The sequence below is a fragment of the Alteribacillus bidgolensis genome (genome assembly GCF_002886255.1).
GTDB classification, from domain to species: Bacteria; Bacillota; Bacilli; order Bacillales; family Marinococcaceae; genus Alteribacillus; species Alteribacillus bidgolensis.
In genome coordinates this window covers 3,227,835-3,242,748 of the sequence record NZ_KZ614149.1, presented here as the reverse complement: position 1 = coordinate 3,242,748, position 14,914 = coordinate 3,227,835, and the positions used below count along the sequence as shown (strand labels likewise).

15 protein-coding genes are annotated in these 14,914 nt (G+C 38.0%); 14 read left to right on the top strand and 1 reads right to left on the bottom strand.

Annotation, left to right across the window (positions count from 1 at the left end; translation table 11 throughout):
• Nucleotides 1–422 precede the first annotated feature (422 nt).
• The 10 genes from rpmH to CEF16_RS15940 all read left to right on the top strand — a co-directional run bounded on the left by rpmH (nt 423) and on the right by CEF16_RS15940 (nt 10,236).
• A complete protein-coding gene (gene rpmH / locus CEF16_RS15990) occupies nt 423–560 on the top strand; it encodes a 50S ribosomal protein L34 (RefSeq protein ID WP_091586336.1) in 138 nt (45 codons plus the stop codon).
• Nucleotides 561–643: 83 nt separating this feature from the next.
• The gene (gene rnpA / locus CEF16_RS15985; protein WP_091586338.1) at nt 644–997 is read left to right on the top strand and encodes a ribonuclease P protein component; all 354 of its coding nucleotides are present in this window, start codon (nt 644–646) and stop codon (nt 995–997) included.
• A gap of 179 nt (nt 998–1,176) precedes the next feature.
• A complete protein-coding gene (spoIIIJ, locus tag CEF16_RS15980) occupies nt 1,177–1,953 on the top strand; it encodes a YidC family membrane integrase SpoIIIJ (RefSeq protein ID WP_091586339.1) in 777 nt (258 codons plus the stop codon).
• On the top strand, nt 1,950–2,573 hold the full coding sequence (jag, locus tag CEF16_RS15975) for an RNA-binding cell elongation regulator Jag/EloR (RefSeq protein ID WP_091586341.1): 624 nt from the start codon (nt 1,950–1,952) through the stop codon (nt 2,571–2,573). Before spoIIIJ ends, jag begins: the two co-directional genes overlap by 4 nt.
• Nucleotides 2,574–3,224: 651 nt before the next feature.
• Nucleotides 3,225–4,601, top strand: a complete 1,377-nt coding sequence (gene mnmE / locus CEF16_RS15965) for a tRNA uridine-5-carboxymethylaminomethyl(34) synthesis GTPase MnmE (protein ID WP_091586345.1) — start codon at nt 3,225–3,227, stop codon at nt 4,599–4,601.
• Between the two features lie 32 nt (nt 4,602–4,633).
• Nucleotides 4,634–6,523: a tRNA uridine-5-carboxymethylaminomethyl(34) synthesis enzyme MnmG gene (gene mnmG / locus CEF16_RS15960; protein WP_091586347.1), complete on the top strand. Its 1,890-nt coding sequence runs from the start codon at nt 4,634–4,636 to the stop codon at nt 6,521–6,523.
• A gap of 134 nt (nt 6,524–6,657) precedes the next feature.
• Nucleotides 6,658–7,374: a 16S rRNA (guanine(527)-N(7))-methyltransferase RsmG gene (gene rsmG / locus CEF16_RS15955; RefSeq protein WP_091586348.1), complete on the top strand. Its 717-nt coding sequence runs from the start codon at nt 6,658–6,660 to the stop codon at nt 7,372–7,374.
• A gap of 147 nt (nt 7,375–7,521) precedes the next feature.
• Complete coding sequence (noc, locus tag CEF16_RS15950; protein WP_091586350.1) at nt 7,522–8,382, top strand: nucleoid occlusion protein; 861 nt, start codon at nt 7,522–7,524, stop codon at nt 8,380–8,382.
• A 236-nt stretch (nt 8,383–8,618) separates the two neighbouring features.
• Nucleotides 8,619–9,380 carry a ParA family protein gene (locus tag CEF16_RS15945; RefSeq protein ID WP_091586352.1) on the top strand — a complete coding sequence of 254 codons (762 nt, stop codon included), beginning with the start codon at nt 8,619–8,621 and terminating at the stop codon, nt 9,378–9,380.
• Nucleotides 9,373–10,236, top strand: a complete 864-nt coding sequence (locus CEF16_RS15940) for a ParB/RepB/Spo0J family partition protein (protein ID WP_091586354.1) — start codon at nt 9,373–9,375, stop codon at nt 10,234–10,236. The genes CEF16_RS15945 and CEF16_RS15940 overlap by 8 nt, the downstream gene beginning before the upstream one ends.
• 482 nt (nt 10,237–10,718) lie before the next feature.
• On the opposite strand, the gene yyaC is transcribed toward CEF16_RS15940, so the two are convergent.
• A complete protein-coding gene (gene yyaC / locus CEF16_RS15935; protein WP_091586356.1) occupies nt 10,719–11,423 on the bottom strand; it encodes a spore protease YyaC in 705 nt (234 codons plus the stop codon).
• A 102-nt stretch (nt 11,424–11,525) separates the two neighbouring features.
• Between yyaC and CEF16_RS15930 the strand changes: the two genes are divergently transcribed.
• The 4 genes from CEF16_RS15930 to rpsF all read left to right on the top strand — a co-directional run bounded on the left by CEF16_RS15930 (nt 11,526) and on the right by rpsF (nt 14,903).
• Entirely contained in the window at nt 11,526–12,542 is a 1,017-nt protein-coding gene (locus CEF16_RS15930; protein WP_091586358.1) for a YkvI family membrane protein, read from the top strand.
• A gap of 308 nt (nt 12,543–12,850) precedes the next feature.
• Nucleotides 12,851–13,054, top strand: coding sequence for a DUF951 domain-containing protein (locus tag CEF16_RS15925; protein ID WP_091586360.1), 204 nt, complete (start codon nt 12,851–12,853; stop codon nt 13,052–13,054).
• Nucleotides 13,055–13,242: 188 nt separating this feature from the next.
• Nucleotides 13,243–14,343, top strand: coding sequence for a redox-regulated ATPase YchF (gene ychF / locus CEF16_RS15920; RefSeq protein ID WP_091586362.1), 1,101 nt, complete (start codon nt 13,243–13,245; stop codon nt 14,341–14,343).
• Between the two features lie 272 nt (nt 14,344–14,615).
• Nucleotides 14,616–14,903, top strand: coding sequence for a 30S ribosomal protein S6 (gene rpsF, locus CEF16_RS15915; protein WP_091586364.1), 288 nt, complete (start codon nt 14,616–14,618; stop codon nt 14,901–14,903).
• Nucleotides 14,904–14,914: the final 11 nt, after the last annotated feature.

Here is a 14,914-nt window from a genome sequence, read left to right as displayed (position 1 = left end):
ACAAACGTGTGGATAAACCAGTCCAAAGGGTGTGGAAAATTATCCACATAGTTATTAACAGCTGTGGAAAAGCGATGAGTGATAATTAGTTATCCAGAATAAAAACAAATACATCATACCAAAAATAAAATCTAGTGACAACGGCATTTGGACAGGTTATCCACATAATCAATAACTTGTGTATCAGTTTTTTCCACACCACTATATTATGTGTGTAAGTTGTAGATAATCTTGTCGAAAAATGACTGTTCGGGGGTTTATATTTATCCACAAGTGTATTAGAGGAGAATTATGACTTAAAGTGAAACTCGGAGTAATAATTTCATTTTTAAACGGAACCTTGACAATAAGAAGTAAACATCTATATAATTTACGGGAATGTCATAAATAGTTGAATGTCCTCAGGGAGGTGCAAAAATAAAATGGGTAAACCAACTTTTAAGCCTAATAATCGTAAGCGTAAAAAAGTCCATGGCTTTCGCGCTCGTATGAGTACAAAAAACGGTCGTCATGTTCTTAAGAACCGCCGCCGTAAAGGAAGAAAAGTATTATCCGCTTAAGACCACTGATTTTACAGTGGTCTTTTTTCCACTATTAGAGCGGTTTACATAAAAGATTTTTTGATAACGGAGGGGCAAGAAGATTGAAAAAGGGGTATAGAATTAAAAAAAACCACGAATTCAGTCGTGTTTTTGAAAAAGGCACCTCATTTGCGAACCGTCAATTTGTCGTTTATGTGCTAAATAAAGAGGACCAGCCTCATTTTAGAGCGGGGTTGACTGTTAGTAAGAAGATGGGGAATGCTGTAACAAGAAATCGAATTAAACGACTTTTAAGAGAAGCGTTGAGAGAAATAGGAGATCAATTAAAAGAGGAAAAAGACTATATTATTATTGCAAGAAAACCAGTTATTGATATGTCCTATGAAGAAATTAAAAAAAGTCTACGGCACGTGATGGGTGTAGCTGGCGTAATTAATAAACCATATAAAAAGTAAAAACATCAACGCTTGGACTTTTTCAACGCTCTTATCTTATGCAGAATTACAATTGTTTTCTTTATTTCTTGTCTATTCTCCGATAAAATGTAATGTGGTTAAAGTAAAATTTGTGTAACCAATGTCAGCGCTATCATGCGCTTTTTTCGGTTGCTAATATTGCCAAGGAGGAAACTCTTGTGTACAAGAAAATAGGTCTGACAGTAATGCTGATTTTTCTAATGACGTTATTGACGGGCTGTCTAGATATTGACGACCCAATAACTGAGGATAGTGAAGGAATTTGGAATTCGTTTTTTGTTTATCCTCTTCACTGGTTGATTGTCAAAGTAGCAGAATCAGCTGGGGAAAATTATGGACTTTCTATTGTTGTTGTTACTATAATATTGCGAATTATCATTTTGCCATTAATGATTAAACAGACAAAAAGTGCCCGTGCTATGCAGGAACTTCAGCCGGAAATGCAGAAGTTAAGAGAAAAGTACAGTGCAAAGGATCAGCAAACCCAGCAAAAACTGCAGCAGGAAACAATGAAGCTATTCCAGGAACAAAGTATTAATCCGTTAGCCGGATGTTTTCCTATATTCATACAAATGCCGATATTAATTGCTTTTTATCATGCAATCATGCGGACAAGGGAAATAGAAGGACACGTTTTCTTATGGTTTGAATTAGGGCAGCCGGATTATATTCTTCCTTTAATTGCCGGGGTGACCACGTTTATTCAACAAAAAATGATGATGGTTACAGATAATCCCCAAATGAAAATTCTCATGTATATGATGCCCTTTATGATTACAGGATTTGCTTTCTTTTTCCCTTCTGCCCTGGCCTTGTATTGGGTAATTGGTAACTTGTTTATGATTGCTCAAACCTACTTTATTACTGGACCTGGGGCAAGAAAACGAGCAGATGAAAAAGCAGAAGCTAAAGCGGGGGGAGCGAAGAAAAAGTGAAAACAGTAAAAGTTTCGGGAAAAACAATAGAGGAAGCATTAAATGAGGCTTTAGAGCAGCTTGAAGCAGCTAATAAAGATGAAATTGATTATAAAGTAATTGAGGAACCTTCTAAAGGCTTTTTAGGTTTTATCGGGACGAAACCAGCAGTATTAGAAGCGTGGTTAAAACCCGACCCGATTGATGAATCGATACAGTTTCTACAAAAAGTTATCCAAGATATGCAAGTAAATGTAGATGTGGAAGTGAAAAAGCGCGGCCGGGAAACGGAACTTTCACTAATAGGAGAAGATCTTGGAGTCATGATTGGAAAGCGCGGAAAAACATTGGATTCTCTTCAATATCTAGTAAATTTGGTAGCAAATCGACATTCTGATCGGTATGCGCGAATTGTATTAGACGCAGAAAACTACAGAGAACGAAGACAGGAAGCACTGGAGCAGCTTGCGGAACGTCTGGCTGCAAAAGCTTTTAGAACTGGTGAAAAAGTAGTACTCGAACCAATGAATGCCAGAGAGCGGAAAATCATTCACGCTGCTCTTCAAGAAAAAGAAGGAGTGGAGACTCACTCAGATGGTAAAGAACCTCGTCGGCATGTAGTAATAACTCCTCTTTCTTAGTTACATTATTTTCCCGAATTTTACTGATATAACATGTATAAAAGCATTCGCCATCTGGTTAATACCAGTAGCGAATGCTTTTTTTATTCTTTTTAAAATTGCTAAAGGAATAAGATATAAAAAATACCAAGACCTTTCGCATTTGGATTTGCCGGTAAGCCCATTTTTTTAATTAAGAAAGTATAGAACTTTATTAAATACGAAAAAACAACGGGCTCAAAATCACACATCCTATGTTTTGCAAAACCTGTCACGGCTACGCGGAGAGTTTCCTTTTCTAAAGTACTTCTTTTTTCTTCTGCCTGTTGATAAAAGCGACAAAAAGCTATAAAATAAGTTATCCACATGTGGATACTATTTGTCTTTTTCAAATGGCTGCGATATGGTATTCTATTAAGTTGGGGATATATTAGATCCCTTTGTATTATAAAATTATTCCAATATTGTTCATACTGTTAAATATATAGTATTAAGCTAGAATGCATAGAGCCGCATTCAAGGAAAAAAGTGGTTTTCGTATACTGTTAAACGATTAGAAAACCTTGGCTTGCCGCCAAGTCTAAATGGCGGAAGACGTAGATTTGCTTATACTTTGATCCTTTATCAAAGTTAACTATTCCTAAAGTATAAAATTAAAGGAGGTGAAGAAGGATGGAATTTGATACGATTGCTGCCATTTCGACACCATCAGGAGAAGGAGCTATCGCTATCGTACGATTAAGCGGAGAGGATGCCTTGGCAATTGCAGATAAATTATATAAAGGAAAGAGTCGATTAATAGAAGCACAGACTCACACTATTCATTATGGGCATCTCTTTGACCCTGAAATCGAGGAAGCAGTAGAAGAAGTGATGGTATCCGTCCTTCGGGCCCCTAAGACATTCACAAGAGAAGATGTCGTAGAAATAAACTGTCATGGCGGACTAGTATCTGTAAATAAAGTGCTGGATTTGGTTCTTAGTCATGGAGCAAGATTAGCTGAACCAGGCGAATTCACAAAGCGTGCGTTTTTAAATGGCCGTATTGACCTATCTCAAGCAGAGGGAGTCATGGATCTTATCCGCGCCAAGACGGATCGTGCTATGAATGTTGCCTTAAAACAAGTAAATGGACGCTTATCTGATAAAGTGAGACGTCTTCGTCAGAAGCTCCTTGAAACCGTGGCAAATGTTGAAGTCAATATAGATTATCCAGAGTATGACGCAGAATCTGTCACTCTTGAAAGGTTGAAGGCACACGCTGTAGAAGTACGTGACGAAATAGATCAGCTTCTGGCAACGGCCAAACAAGGCAAAATATTACGTGAAGGGCTTGCCACTGCCATTATAGGGCGTCCAAACGTTGGTAAGTCGTCTTTAATGAACAGCCTGGTCCATGAAAATAAAGCGATCGTTACGGATGTACCCGGTACTACACGTGATGTACTAGAAGAGTATGTCAATGTGCGCGGTGTGCCCCTTCGACTTATTGATACAGCTGGTATTCGCGAGACTGAGGATATTGTTGAAAAAATTGGGGTCGAGCGTTCCAGGCAAGTTTTGACGGAAGCAGATCTTATTTTATTAGTAATTAACAGCGCAGAAGATCTGACAGAAGAAGACAAAGCTCTCTTTCAAGCGATTCAAGGTTTAAATGCAGTCGTTATTATGAATAAAACAGATCTCGATAAAAAAATCGATGAAGACAAAGTTCGAGAATTAGCATCTGGCAGGCCGATTATTGCTGCTTCCTTATTAAAAGATGAAGGAATTGAAGAGTTAGAACAAGCTATTTCAAAAATGTTCTTTGAAGAAGGGGTTGAAACGGCGGATTTAAGTTATATTTCAAATGCTCGCCATATTGGATTGTTAAATCAAGCAAAAAGGTCGATTGATGAAGCATTAGAAGCGGCAGATATGGAAGTTCCGGTAGACATGGTGCAGATAGATATTACGAGAGCGTGGGAACAGTTAGGTGAAATTGTAGGAGATAATGTTCATGACAGCCTTATCGACCAGCTGTTTTCACAGTTTTGTTTAGGAAAATAAGAATATATAAAATTTAAAAGGAGGTAATAAGAATGCATTATGAAGGCGGCGAATTTGATGTCATTGTTATCGGTGCAGGCCATGCAGGGGTAGAAGCTGGTCTTGCTGCTGCTAGAATGGGTTCAATGACCTTAATGCTTACACTGAACTTGGACGCCGTAGCGTTTATGCCATGTAACCCTTCCGTTGGCGGACCGGCTAAAGGTATTGTCGTGCGCGAAATTGATGCGCTAGGCGGTGAAATGGCAAAAAATATAGATAAAACTCATATTCAAATGAGAATGCTTAATACAGGAAAAGGTCCGGCTGTGCGGGCATTACGTGCTCAGGCCGATAAATTTTTATATCAACATGAAATGAAAAAAACATTGGAAGAGGAAGAAAACCTTCTTCTTCGGCAAGGTCTTGTAGAAGAACTTATTGTTGAAGATGGAGTTTGTAAGGGAGTCATTACCAATACTGGTGCCTCTTATTATGCGAAAACGGTTATCGTTACAACAGGAACGTATTTGCGCGGTAAAATTATTCTCGGTGATTTAGCTTATGAAAGCGGACCGAATAATATGCAGCCATCTGTCAACCTTTCTCATAGTTTAAAATCGCTAGGTTTTGAGATGGTGAGATTTAAAACAGGAACCCCTCCTCGTGTAAATGGAAGCAGTATTGATTATGATAAAACAGAAATTCAACCTGGAGACGACAAACCGCGTGCCTTTTCCTATGAAACGACAAAATATATTACGGATCAGCTGCCTTGCTGGTTAACGTATACAGGCGAAACAACACATTCTATTATTAACGAAAATCTTACACGCTCCCCGATGTATAGTGGTATGATTGAAGGCACAGGACCACGCTATTGTCCTTCGATTGAGGATAAAATAGTTCGTTTTCATGATAAACCAAAGCATCAAATCTTCCTCGAGCCAGAAGGAAGAAATACGTCTGAAGTATATGTACAAGGACTTTCAACCAGCTTACCTGAGGATGTACAATTTAAAATGTTAAAAACAATTCCTGGGCTTGAAAACGTTAGAATGATGCGTCCAGGGTATGCAATTGAGTATGATGCCATTGTGCCGACACAGCTCTGGCCGACTCTTGAAACGAAAAAAGTAGAAAATTTGTTTACAGCAGGACAGATTAATGGCACTTCCGGATATGAAGAAGCAGCCGGCCAAGGCATTATGGCAGGAATAAATGCAGCTTGCAAAGCGCAAGGTAAAGATGAAGTTATTCTAGATCGTTCAGATGCTTACATTGGCGTCTTGATTGATGACTTGGTTACAAAAGGAACAAATGAACCGTATCGTTTGTTAACATCAAGAGCAGAATATCGTCTGCTATTGCGTCATGATAATGCTGATCTTCGTCTAACGGATATTGGTTATCATATTGGTCTAATTCCAAAAGAGCGTTATGAACGCTTCAACAATAAAAAAGAATCGATTGCAAAAGAAAAAGCTAGATTGGAAAAAACGATTGTTAAACCAAGTGACGAATTGCAGCAATTACTTGAAGAAAAACAGTCTTCACCAATGAAGGAAGCAGTATCAGCTGCTCATTTGCTTAAACGTCCGGAACTTGGATATGAAGATATTATTCCGTTTGCTTCAGGAGAAGAAAATGTTTCTCCAGATGTCGCTGAACAGGTAGAAATTCAGACAAAATATGAAGGATATATCACGAAACAATTAGAACAAGTAGAGCGTATGAAAAAGATGGAGAAAAAGAAAATTCCAGAAAACCTGGATTACGAACAAATCTCTGGAATTGCAACAGAAGCAAGGCAAAAACTTGCTGAAGTTCGTCCTATTTCGGTAGGTCAGGCTTCTAGAGTTTCAGGTGTGAATCCATCTGACATCTCGATTTTACTTGTATATTTGGAGCAGGGAAGATTGGCAAAAACAGCTGAAGCGTAATAGCAGCTCCAGCGCCCCTATTTACTTTAAAGTTTGGGTTGGCGCTGGAGTTATTTATCTTACATAAAAATTTCAACAATCTAAGGGAAATATGGAGACTTTTATACTTTAACAGGTAAAGGTGGCTTATTTTAATGAGTAAGCATCAATTTGGAAGCTGGCTGCAAAAAGAAGGAATACAACTGACAGAGAAGCAGGAGAAACAATTTGAAGTATATTACCGTATGCTGGTAGATTGGAACCAAAAGATGAATTTGACCGGGATTACAGAAGAAGATGAAGTATACGAAAAACATTTTTATGACTCATTAACTGCTGTATTCTCCCATAATTTCCATAACGTAAATGGTATGGTGGACATTGGCGCAGGTGCTGGTTTTCCGAGTATACCAATAAAAATATGCTTCCCTCACCTTAAAGTCGTTATTGTCGATTCACTGCAAAAAAGAACGAGATTTCTCGAACAACTTGCAGGCGAACTACAACTGCAAAATGTTGATTTATTGCATGGACGTGCCGAAGAATTAGCACACAATCCTGCACACCGTGAAAAGTATGACGTCGCGATTGCTCGTGCAGTAGCGAGGATGTCTGTACTAACAGAACTTTGTCTCCCATTTGTAAGAAGAGGCGGCACACTTTTGGCTATGAAAGGATCAACTGGATTAGAGGAAAAAGAAGAAGCTGGTAAAGCATGCCGGACACTTGGCGGAAAATGGCTGGATTCCTATTCGTTACAACTTCCAAATGAAAAGAGCGAGAGATATATTCTTCGGATGGAAAAAATTGATTCTACCCCTAAAACTTATCCGCGAAAACCTGGAACGCCATCAAAAAAACCGCTAGTTTAAAGTTATGTCTGCCACTTAACATGGTAGACAAAGGATTCAAGCATGGTAAAATATATATGCAGAAAAGGTCGAAGGTTAAAAGAAGGGTTTTCGCACGGCAGCGGCGAAAATGATACATTGTAGTTTCTAGTAAGGTGGTGTCAGGCAATGAAGCAATCGCTTCAAAAGTGGTTTGGCCTTGGAGACCAAGATGATGGCAAGGAAGAAAAAGTGGAACAAGAAGAACGTCCGCAAGAGGAAGTGAAATACCTTCCTGTTGATAATATTATTGCCAATCCATTTCAGCCGCGTACGATTTTTCAAGAGGAAAAGATTGCGGAGCTTGCACAATCGATTCGCACTCATGGGTTGTTACAGCCAATAACTGTACGACAGCGGGAAAGCCGTTATGAAATAATAGCAGGAGAACGTCGGTGGCGTGCAGCAATAAGCATTGGCATGGAAGAGATTCCCGCAATAATTAAAGATTTTAATGATACGCAGACGGCTTCTGTTGCTCTTATTGAAAATCTCCAACGAGAAGAATTAACTGCTATTGAAGAAGCTGCTGCATACGCCAAGCTTCTGGATTTACACGGATTAACACAGGAAAGTCTGGCACAGCGCCTCGGTAAAGGCCAGTCTACTGTTGCAAATAAACTAAGGCTTCTGCATCTAACGGATAACGTCCAAAACGCATTGAAAGAAAGAGAAATAACCGAAAGACATGCTCGGGCACTCCTGCCTATTAAGGATGCAGAAAAACAAGAAAAAATATTAAAAGAAATTATTAATAATGAATTAAATGTTAAACAAACAGAAGAGCTAATAAAAAACTTTCAAGGAAAAGAACAAAAACCTAAAAAGAAAAAACCAACTAGGAAACATTATTCCAAAGATACACGTCTTGCAATGAATACCATAAGGCAATCAGTAGATATGGTGACTAAAAGCGGAATGAATATTGAGACGGATGAAGAAGAAAACGAGGAATATTATCAATTTACGATACGAATCCCGAAGAAATAATCTACCAAAGTAAATGGTAGATTATTTTTTACTAAAATCACGCTATGAACTTCACGTCCATTTTTGATCGAACTTTTTCAAAAATAAACCGGAAAAGTTGTCGAAAAAACCTTTGCGAAATTATTCAGAAAACATGATAAAATAAAAGACAATGAATAAAAATAATTATTTTCTTGACGCTAATGAAATTATCAAGTGAAAAAGATAAGCAGCTAGAAAGGAAAGTAGGTGTCCCGATGGCAAAAGTAGTTGCTATCGCAAACCAAAAAGGCGGAGTAGGGAAGACTACAACTGCCGTAAACATAAGTGCATGCCTGGCATACATAGGAAAAAAAGTACTTCTCGTAGATATTGATCCGCAAGGTAATGCAACGAGCGGTGCAGGTATTGAAAAAGGGGATGTTGATGAATGTGTTTATAACCTTTTAGTAGAGGATGCAAAAATTAATCAAGTCATCAAACAATCAAGTGTAGAAAACTTGCATGTTGTTCCATCTACTATTCAACTCTCAGGAGCAGAAATAGAATTAGTGCCGACTATTTCCAGGGAAATTCGCTTAAAAAAAGCACTGAGTGAAGTAGATGGGGAGTATGATTATATGATTATAGATTGTCCCCCGTCGCTTGGTTTATTGACGATAAACGCATTAACAGCTTCAGACTCTGTGTTAATTCCTGTCCAATGTGAATACTACGCCCTCGAAGGATTAAGTCAACTTCTAAACACCGTTCGTTTAGTACAGAAGCACTTGAATACAGACCTTGCTATTGAAGGAGTAGTGTTGACAATGCTAGATGCACGCACCAACTTAGGTTTGCAAGTGATTGAGGAAGTGAAGAAATACTTCAGAGAAAAAGTGTTTAATACTATTATTCCAAGAAATGTACGTTTAGGAGAAGCACCTAGTCACGGACTCCCGATTATTTTGTATGACGTAAAATCAAGAGGAGCAGAAGTATATTTAGATCTAGCAAAGGAAGTGGTGGCCGGTGGGTAAAGGACTTGGCAGAGGATTAAATGCTTTTTTTCCTGACGAAACGAAGGGACAAGATAACGTTGTTAAAGACGTAAAAATAAAGGATTTGCGTCCTAACCCTTATCAGCCTCGACAATCTTTCACTGAAGAAGCAATCTCAGAGCTAAAAGAATCGATTGAAGAGCATGGGGTACTTCAACCGCTTATTGTCCGAAAAAGTATTAAAGGGTACGAAATAGTAGCCGGCGAACGAAGGTATAGAGCGGCTCGTGCAGCAGGGTTAAAGACGGTGCCAGCTGTAGAAAAAGAATTCTCAGACGAAAAAATGATGGAAGTAGCTCTCATTGAAAATTTGCAAAGAGAAAATTTAAACCCATTAGAAGAAGCTAGAGCTTATGAGAAGTTAATGAAATATTTAGGGGTTACACAAGAGGAATTATCGAAGAGACTAGGAAAAAGCAGACCTCACATTGCGAATCATCTACGTTTAATGCAGCTTCCTAAAGATGTCCAGCATAAACTTGCAAATAAAACAATTTCAATGGGGCACGGCAGAACGCTTTTAGGGTTAAATGATAAAACGAAGGCTAGTGAAGTATTATATAAAATCGAAAAACAATCTTTAAATGTCCGTCAAACGGAAGAATTAGTTCAACAAATAAATAATGTTTCACGTGAAACAAAACAAAAAGAAGTTAAAACGTCTGACAATACCTCCATATTTATCAAATCGAAAGAAGAAGAATTACGTTCTTATTTCGGGACATCTGTTTCTATAAAAAAAGGAAAGAGAAAAGGAAAAATTGAAATTGAATTTATAACAGAGGATGATTTAGAAAGAATTCTTGAATTATTAGAGCAAGAAGAGAAAAAATAATATTTTTCTGTCTAACAATAGCTAAGTCCCACAAAAAGGTACATTAGGATTGTTTAACTTTGTTAAAGGATCAAAGTATAAGCAAAACTACGACTTCCGCCATTTGGACTTGGCGGTAAGCCAAGTTTTTCTAATGCTTTGTGTAAGTTTTTAGTAGATATTCGCGGTCTCCGTTAAACATGGCGGCAAGTCAAGTTCTTCTAATTGCGTCAAAAACAAATAGGACAATAAGTGCTAGTAGTGGAAGAGGTTCAAAATCTTTAAACAGGGTAAATTCGATTGTTTTTTTGCTTATCTCTGCTGCTGCCATGCAATGTTTGCGAGGGGGGCTTGATGAAATAGATTGAAATCTGCTGTCGTCGGCAGGAGAGGTGAATGAAGTAGTGACAGCAGTATCTATGGTTTGCAAATTATAATTAGTCAGAATTTTAAGTGATTTTTAAAGGCAGTATAAGGATAGCTACCCCCCTCTGTTTTCATGCTTAAGACTCGTCAATTGGCGGGCTTTCTTTATGATGAATTTGCTGAAGTGAAAAAGCTGACTCTGTTTTGGATAGTCCTTTTGTGTGGACTGGTGTTTGGGAAACATTATTTTTTGTAATAGAGCTAGAAGGAAATTTTAATTTATTATCAGCTAATATGAATCCTTGGGATATACAATCTGCTATTGCCATTACTGTATATAACCTAGTATTTTGTAAAACAAAATATTCCATCATTCCACTGACATTGACAATACCTGTCACGTGCATTTCTCCTACGTGTGGAAGCTTCTTTTTCATAGCTGCTCCAGGGATGACTGGACCTTCGGAAAAATTTATTTTCCCAACATTTTTAACTCGGCCGAGACAAGCGTCAATAGCTACTATGAATGGACGGTGATGATAACGTTGAATCATTTCTATGGTTTCCTCTAAATTAACTGCATGAACAGGTTTGGCTAATGTTCCATACACACAAAGCCGTTTAAGAGAACTTTTTTCTAAAGAAGAACCGATAATAGGCCCTAAAGAATCACCAGTTGATCGATCCGTCCCAATACAAACAACAACAATATCACGGTAGGATGGAACCTTATCCAGTTGTTCTGCTAACTGGGAAGCTAGACTAGAAGCTGCCCCGGTTTCTTCTGAATGAACTTGATAAGAAAAGGGAATTCGAGTGGAAGCGGGTTTTTTTCCAAGCATATTGGTCTCTCCTTTTTCATATTAGTCCCAGTATAGGGACCTTTTTCAATTTCTATACGTTCGCCTCTGTAGAAGGTGAGCCTAGACAAAGGGAGAGAGCAGATGATAGTCAATGGATTAAAATGGATGTTTTTAATTATTGGTACAACTATTGGTGCAGGATATGCTTCAGGACGTGAAATATGGCAATTTTTTGGTCATGAAAGTGGACTGGCTATTATTTTATTTACTCTTCTTTTTGTTACAAGCTGCCATGTTGTATTAAGCATAAGTTTTCGTCATCAAACCGATGATTATGCAGAAGTACTCTTAGAATTGATGGGACCACGTTTTTCAAAGGGATATGATGTTATTATTGTATTTTATTTATTTACAACGACGGGCATCATGATAGCAGGAGGTGGAGCAGCTCTTGAATTTTTCCATGTTCCCTTTTCAGCCGGAGTGATATTTATGTGTGTGCTGCTTCTAATTGTAGCTGTTCGTGGTGTTAAAGGATTGACAGGGGTTAATAGTTTTTTGATGCCTGTGTTAATTATTAGTTTAACAGTTACACTTTTATCCTTCTTTTGGTTTAATGCTAACTTTGAAGGAATAGATTGGAAAACACAACATAATTGGCCAGCTGCATTTACCTTTACTTCTTTGAACTTACTTCCGCTTGTTGCTGTATTATCAGCTACAGGTAAACAAATAAAGCATCATGGTGAGATATGGATAGCTAGTGTTGGAAGCGGAGTAACTCTAGGAGGAATATCATTTCTATATAATGAGTCATTAATTGCAGCAGCAGAAGACATCATGTTGTATGAAATACCTTTGTTTGCTTTATTGAAATCTTACCCAGATTATATGACAGCCTTTATGGCCGTTCTTTTGTGGACAGCAATCTTTACAACCGCAGCCTCGGGGTTATTTGGATTATCAAGCAGGCTTCATTCTGTTATCCGTCTTCCTGTTTGGGCACTGGCTCTTGTGCTTTTATGTTTAATGATTCCAGTGACTCGAATTGGTTTTTCAAGTTTAATTGCATTTTTATATCCATTATACGGTTTTGTAAATTTATACTTGCTTATTGTTGTCTTAATTCATCCTTTTTACCTAAAAAAAAGATCTTAAACCTATTTTTAATATTTTTTAGAAATATAAGGGTACATTTCGATATGAGGGTTCTAATTACCTGGGAAATGATTTATATTTTATACTTTAGTTGTTTAACTTTGCTAAAGGATCAAAGTATTAAGCAAAACTACGACTTCCGCCATTTGGATTTGGCGGCAAGCCAAGTTTTTCTAATGGAATGATTGTTTCTTTTTAAGAGATAGGATAGGATAATAAATAGACATGGAACTTCTGCCTTTGCAGGTTTTACAGAAGTTTGTACTGGTTAATTGAAAAGGAAGGTATGTAGAAATGAGGTGACGGAAATGCCGGATATTCCGTTTTCATTAAATGATATTGTAGAAATGAAAAAACCGCATCCATGCGGTGAAAACCGGTGGAAAATTATTCGCATGGGCGCTGATATCCGAATCAAATGCCAGGGGTGCGGCCATAGTGTCATGCTTCCCCGCCGAGAGTTCAGAAAAAAGATAAAAAAAGTCTTAGAGAGCGCAGAGAAAAATGTATAAGAAATGATGCAGCAGGGAGCAGTCTAAAAAGACTTGCTCCTTCTTACATAAGGAGTAAAAGATATATCCTTGTCTTTTTATAAAGTTCTTTCTATAATTGGGAAGGATAAACACAATAAAAATGAACAGAGCGGTCTTTATAATAAACCAATTTTTGGTTAATGTAATGGAAAAGGAAGTGACTTTATATGGCTTTAACAACAGGGATTGTAGGCCTTCCAAATGTCGGAAAGTCTACATTATTTAATGCCATTACCCAAGCGGGGGCTGAATCTGCCAACTACCCGTTTTGTACGATAGATCCTAATGTCGGTATTGTGGAAGTGCCTGATTATCGTCTTCAAAAACTAACAGAACTTGTTAATCCTAAAAAGACGGTTCCAACAGCGTTTGAATTTACCGACATTGCAGGAATTGTAGAAGGAGCCAGCAAAGGAGAAGGTTTAGGAAATAAATTTTTATCTCATATACGCCAAGTAGATGCAATCTCTCATGTTGTCCGTTGTTTTAATGATGGGGGTATTACTCATGTCTCGGGAAGTGTGGACCCGATTCGTGATATAGAAGTTATTAATCTCGAACTTATACTTGCTGATTTGGAGACAGTAGAAAAACGAGCAGCTAAAGTAGCTAAGCTTGCTAAGTCAAAAGATAAAGATGCTATAGCTGAACATGAAGTGCTGCAAAAGCTGATTGCTGCTTTCGAAGAAGAAAAACCTGCCAGAAGCCTTGATTTAACAGAGGAAGAAAAGAAAATTGTGCATGGGTTCCAGCTGCTTACGATGAAGCCTGTCCTATATGCAGCTAACGTGAGCGAAGAGGACTTACTCAGTGATGAAGACAATGAATATTTAAAAGCTGTAAAAGATTATGCTTCTAAAGAAGGTTCTGAGGTAATAACAGTCTGCGCAAAAATAGAATCGGAAATTGCTGAACTTGAAGGGGAGGAAAAACAAGAATTTCTTGAGGAGCTCGGTATAGAAGAAGCAGGATTAGATCAATTAATTAGAGCGGCCTACACTCTTCTTGGGTTAGAAACGTATTTTACTGCCGGTGAACAAGAAGTACGAGCGTGGACCATTCGCAGTGGAACAAAGGCACCTCAGGCTGCTGGTGTGATTCATACGGACTTTGAAAGAGGATTTATTCGTGCAGAGGTAGTAAGCTACGAAGACCTTGTTGCTGCTGGTAATATGAATGCTGCAAAAGAAGCAGGTAAAGTACGGTTAGAAGGTAAAGACTATATCGTGAAAGACGGAGATGTAGTTCATTTCCGATTTAATGTATAATATGTATCCATAAGCTGGACGGTAACGAGTGTTATGTCCAGCTTTTTCTTTTATACTATAGGAATGTTTAACTTTGTTAAAGGATCAAAGTATAAGTTAAACTACGTCTTCCGCCATAGGACTCGGCGGCAAGCAGAGTTTTTCTTATCCATTATTGTCATGGGATACTCGTTCTGCTATAATCATTAATTGTGAGTAAAATTCATTAACCGTATTTTGCTCCTTGCTCTTTTCTGAAAAAGAGCCGTAAGACCAAAAGGAGGTGACGCAGCATGCGTAAATATGAAGTGCTTTATATCATTGCTCCAAGCGTTGACGAAAATGGTGTAAAAGAAACCATTGAACGTTACAACAACGTTTTAACAAACAATGGAGCTGAAATCGAGAAAGTCGAAGAAATGGGAAAGCGCCGTCTTGCTTATGAAATCAATGATTTGAAAGACGGTTATTACGTTGTGGTATACACAAAAGCCGGCCCGGAAGCTACAAACGAATTCGATCGTCTCGTGAAAATGGATGACAATATCATCCGTCATATTGTTGTAAAAGATGAAGAATAATGACCTAAAAT

Excerpts from the sequence above, each read along its gene's own strand:
- yyaC (WP_091586356.1), bottom strand. The coding sequence starts at position 11,423 with ATGCTTGGAAAAAAACCCGCTTCCACTCGAATTCCCTTTTCTTATCAA.
- CEF16_RS15925 (WP_091586360.1), top strand. The coding sequence starts at position 12,851 with ATGCCGGATATTCCGTTTTCATTAAATGATATTGTAGAAATGAAAAAA.
- CEF16_RS15945 (WP_091586352.1), top strand. The coding sequence starts at position 8,619 with ATGGCAAAAGTAGTTGCTATCGCAAACCAAAAAGGCGGAGTAGGGAAG.
- mnmG (WP_091586347.1), top strand. The coding sequence starts at position 4,634 with ATGCATTATGAAGGCGGCGAATTTGATGTCATTGTTATCGGTGCAGGC.
- rpmH (WP_091586336.1), top strand. The coding sequence starts at position 423 with ATGGGTAAACCAACTTTTAAGCCTAATAATCGTAAGCGTAAAAAAGTC.
- mnmE (WP_091586345.1), top strand. The coding sequence starts at position 3,225 with ATGGAATTTGATACGATTGCTGCCATTTCGACACCATCAGGAGAAGGA.
- ychF (WP_091586362.1), top strand. The coding sequence starts at position 13,243 with ATGGCTTTAACAACAGGGATTGTAGGCCTTCCAAATGTCGGAAAGTCT.
- rpsF (WP_091586364.1), top strand. The coding sequence starts at position 14,616 with ATGCGTAAATATGAAGTGCTTTATATCATTGCTCCAAGCGTTGACGAA.
- noc (WP_091586350.1), top strand. The coding sequence starts at position 7,522 with ATGAAGCAATCGCTTCAAAAGTGGTTTGGCCTTGGAGACCAAGATGAT.
- CEF16_RS15930 (WP_091586358.1), top strand. The coding sequence starts at position 11,526 with ATGATAGTCAATGGATTAAAATGGATGTTTTTAATTATTGGTACAACT.
- rsmG (WP_091586348.1), top strand. The coding sequence starts at position 6,658 with ATGAGTAAGCATCAATTTGGAAGCTGGCTGCAAAAAGAAGGAATACAA.